Raw genomic sequence first — 3,936 nt, forward strand, 5'->3', positions numbered from 1 at the left:
TCAGATCCGCCTTGTCCGTCTCTTCCTCAGCGACTTCGGTGTCGGTTTTCTCGACGATACCGACCCGTTTTTTCAGGCCTCGCGACCAAAAAAGCTGAGCCCTGCCTTTGACCGCCATGGAATATTCAACGAACCGGTAGCCGGCTTTTTTGTTGCCCTCACCGGCCTCTGCCAGTAGCCCGAACGGGTGCATGCCCTTGGCCTTACCAGCCTTGCTACTTGCCTTCGCCAGCTCGCGATCAATACCCCAGTGCTTGGCGTCATCCATCTTCGCCAGATACTCACTGGCGGAGCACCAGCCCTTCACGTCTACGGCATGCTTGCGGAACGCTGCGACCTTGTCGTCATCGAGCATGCCCGCCGCCCGGCAGGCCGTCTCCCAACGCTTGATGACCTCGGTTTTCATATCAACCAGGTGATCCAGGTCGGAGATCGAGCAGCCCCGTTTCTTCGCCTCAAAAGCACGGGCTTCATCGGTCGAAAGGTCGGCCACAGCATCGCGAGATACGAACCAAAGTTCGTGGGTATGTGGATGTGGGCCATTGTCGCCGAAGGTCAGTTCCAGCGCCCGAATCAGGCCTTCATAACCCGAGTATTCCTTGAAACGATCCCAGGCCGCGCCCTTGCGCAAGCGGGTCAAAGCTTCCTTCTGGCCATCGAGCAGCCCCTGCACTGAGTCCCACCGGGTATGCGGAAAAGTCAGGGTGACCATCACCGGCTGCAAGCCGTTTTCATAGGCCCAATCGATGCCCTGAGCGATCTCCAGGCGTCGACGTTCCTGGATCTTCACACTGCATGCAGGGCACGACCAGACGCTACCGCATGTCACCAGGCCAGTGAAAAACGCCTTGTCGAATTCCTTCGACTTCATGATTTTGACCTGGGCGCGATGGATGTACTTGCACTTGGTCGTGGCGTGGATCTGGTTGGGGAAGTCGAGCTTCTGACGCCGACCTTCGGTGAACAGCAAACCTCGGGCAACAGCCAGCAGCCAGTACCTTTCGGCCCGGATCAACCGCCCATCGAAGGACTTGGTTTGGAGGGGGGGGAAGATTTTGCGTATTCTTCCGAGTCGGCCCCTGGCGGGGCCTGGTGAGGCGTCCTAACGCCTACCTGTGCATCTGACATGCCCACCCCCGCCATGCTGGCGGGCAGGTAGGCACTTGAATTTCTTCTTCGCGCTATACATACTGACCCCGAACTTAAGTAGAAGAACCCAGGGAGGCCTTGCAGGGCCGCTGATCTGGGTTTTTTTATGCCTGTCGTTTACGCAGGCTTGACCCCATATTCCGCGAACGCCTAACGGTAATCAAGCTCAGAATCGTGGACTCTTTTTCGTTTGCTGACCGGCACTTGCAGATCAACCTTCGAATCAGCCAGCAATTCCGCCGCTTTTCGATCAGCCTCAGCCTCCCTCTCCTGGTATTCACCCAACTTAAATTCCAGCCTGCCGATACGATTATTTGCGTTCGAAAGCTCACCAGTGGTCTTTTCCAGGTCGACCGAGAGTTGACGGACCCTCTTAGACTCATACTCGAATTGGAGCTTCTTTGAACGCAAATCCTCCAGTTCCGGCAACACCTTCTTAAGCTGATTGAAATAACCAGTTGCTGTGGCCTTAAGTTTATCGAACTTGCTAGATAGGCTTTCGAGGGTACTTTCCGACGTTTTCAGTTTTTTCCGGAGATCTTCGTTTTCCCTGGTCAGGCCTTTAACGAAATCCGTCAACTTCGCAAACAGACTCTTTTTCTCAAACTCAGCCTTGGCCTGTCCTAAGCCCTCAACCTCACCTGCAGCCTTGCCAGCGGCTTTGCCCTGGACGAACCCACGACGCTCGCCCTTCTCAACTGCTGCCCTCACCTCGCGCACCAGTTGAGCTCCGAGCTCCTTCCTGGTCTCTTTGCGTTTCACTGCCTCGGCCCGACTCACACGCGGCGCACCAGGGCCCAGCCGATCCATCCCATGACGCTGAGCAACAGCAGCCCCGAAATCGTCTTGGAAGCGCGTCATTGCTGCGTTGTAAGCGATTTCCTTGCTCGCCTTCACCTTCGTTCCTTTGATCGCATCAGACGCAGCACGACCCTCGTGGATCGTATCGAAACGCTGCCCAGGTGCAGGGGTGACGTAGAAGTGAAGGTGTGGTTGATCCTCGTCCGTGTGCTCGACCACCGTCTGCAGTTGATCGCCATATTTCTTCCGGAGCCAGGCGACCGAATCATCACGAAAAGCCTGCCAACCCTCCCCAATCTCAGCCGGCGCACTGACTACCCCAGCGACCAGACAGAGGGCATCTTTCCTCAGCTTCCGACCCTTTGCATCAGTCATCGAACTGGCCCATGTCTCGCACGTAGATTCCAGCAATTCCAATGGTTTTCCGTGGAGAAGTACGGGCGGCTGTGGGTCTTTTACGTGTGGGTGATTGCCAGGTTCACGGTTAGCTTCACCAACTATTGACCGTACAGAATGGCCACCCTCTTTTGCTTTTTTGGGGGTTGTCAGACTGTAACTATTGATATGGATGAACTGGTGCATAGTCCGGCCTTAGTTATTCTTATTACAAACATTGTATTAACTGCGAACATCAAAAGCCAAGTTCAATATATCGCTCGGGGTGCTATGTTTTTAAAAAACATGACCGACTATGTTTATTCCAGTCGCTGCGCTCCTTGCATAAACGTCGGCCCTCGCGGGGCCAAAAGCAGAGCAGATCAAAAGCAGATCAACAGCCAGATCAAGGGCAAAAGCAGAGCCGGACTCGCCCGGCAGGCGAAGGGCGCGGGGATAAAAGCGTTCCCCACCCCCATCGCCAGCTTGGCAAGCCGCGTGGCATCAAGGGTGCGCTTCGCCGCGTCCTCGCCCGTTCCTGCTCGCCCCCGATGAAGCTGGGGGCTGCGCGGGCTGCGGCCTCCGGGCGCGCCCTTGACCCCTTCAAAAGCGGCGTTTCGGCCCCTTTCGAAAGAGCGCAAAAAATACACCCTTACCAGCATTGATAAAGGGTGTAAAGGGTGTATATTTATACACAGTTACACCCTTTTTGGAGAGCCAAAAAATGGCCGAACACCAGTTGCCGCTGTACGTACCCGAAACCGTCGCCAAGGCCCGTGGCGAGCTGCTTTCAGCGCTCCAGGGCGCAGACAATCCCGCCGCCTGGATGGGGTTCATGGAGACCGTGACGCGGCTCCTCCCTGAAATTCTGAGCTCAGGCAGGCCCAGCACCGATTCCATCGCCCGCTCGATCATCGGGCAGCTGGGGTTCAAGTCCTGGCAGACGATGATCGAAGCACCCGCTGAACTTGGAGGGCTCGCGTGGAATTTTTCGGCCTGGAAGGCATGGCGACGTGCGTGGGCTACCGTCCAGGCCTACCCGTGGCTGCGCAGCCAGGCTCTGACCAGCTCAGAGATCAACACCCTGGCGAACGACCTCAAACGCCTTGAGAAGCCGTTCCCAGGCTCATTTGAGGCTCTGCAGGAGATTCTTCAGGCGAAGGCCGCAGCTACTGAGCAGAAGCGCTCAGACACGCTCACAGAGGCTCAGAGGGCCGCTACCGAAGCCCGGCAGTCGCTGGCAAAAATGAGTGGGAAACTGGACGCAGTGACGGAGCAGCTGCGTCTGGAGCGTGAAGCCAACGGCGGGCTTTTGAGCGAGGCAGGGCGCCTGCAGGCAGAGATGGAACAGCTACGGGGTGAGCTCAGCGTCCTGCGTTCGACGCCGCCGCCTGCTATCCCCAAGCTGAGCCGTCTTGAGCACCTTCGCGCCTTCCTGTTCGGAAGCTAGGTTGCTGTAGGCCTGCGGCTGGATTTTCGCTGCCATCTGGCGAAGCACCCTCAATGCTTCCTGGATGCCAGCCCATCCGCCGTCCTCAGCGGCATCGAGCATCTTCGCGTGGGCACCAAAACTGCGGATCAAGATCCAGTCCTGGTCGTTGAGCAGGCTCA

The 3,936-nt window shown here is 57.1% G+C and carries 4 protein-coding genes; 2 read left to right on the forward strand and 2 right to left on the reverse strand.

Going from position 1 to position 3,936, the window contains the following annotated elements:
- Positions 1-1,015, reverse strand: a 1,015-nt coding sequence (locus AC0IYN_RS30450) for a hypothetical protein (protein WP_471844914.1), incomplete at its 3' end; no start/stop codon positions are given.
- A 284-nt stretch (positions 1,016-1,299) separates the two neighbouring features.
- Positions 1,300-2,325: a plasmid recombination protein gene (locus AC0IYN_RS30455; RefSeq protein WP_471844915.1), complete on the reverse strand. Its 1,026-nt coding sequence runs from the start codon at positions 2,323-2,325 to the stop codon at positions 1,300-1,302.
- Positions 2,326-2,463: 138 nt separating this feature from the next.
- On the opposite strand from AC0IYN_RS30455, the gene AC0IYN_RS30460 reads away from it, so the two are divergent.
- Both AC0IYN_RS30460 and AC0IYN_RS30465 read left to right on the forward strand, forming a co-directional pair.
- Positions 2,464-2,880: a hypothetical protein gene (locus tag AC0IYN_RS30460; RefSeq protein WP_471844917.1), complete on the forward strand. Its 417-nt coding sequence runs from the start codon at positions 2,464-2,466 to the stop codon at positions 2,878-2,880.
- Between the two features lie 169 nt (positions 2,881-3,049).
- Positions 3,050-3,775, forward strand: a complete 726-nt coding sequence (locus tag AC0IYN_RS30465; protein WP_471844919.1) for a hypothetical protein — start codon at positions 3,050-3,052, stop codon at positions 3,773-3,775.
- Positions 3,776-3,936 lie beyond the last annotated feature (161 nt).

This window comes from Pseudomonas sp. AC112, assembly GCF_979253545.1.

Coding starts and splice junctions, on each gene's coding strand:
- AC0IYN_RS30460 (WP_471844917.1), top strand. CDS start 2,464: ATGGCCACCCTCTTTTGCTTTTTTGGGGGTTGTCAGACTGTAACTATT.
- AC0IYN_RS30465 (WP_471844919.1), top strand. CDS start 3,050: ATGGCCGAACACCAGTTGCCGCTGTACGTACCCGAAACCGTCGCCAAG.
- AC0IYN_RS30455 (WP_471844915.1), bottom strand. CDS start 2,325: ATGACTGATGCAAAGGGTCGGAAGCTGAGGAAAGATGCCCTCTGTCTG.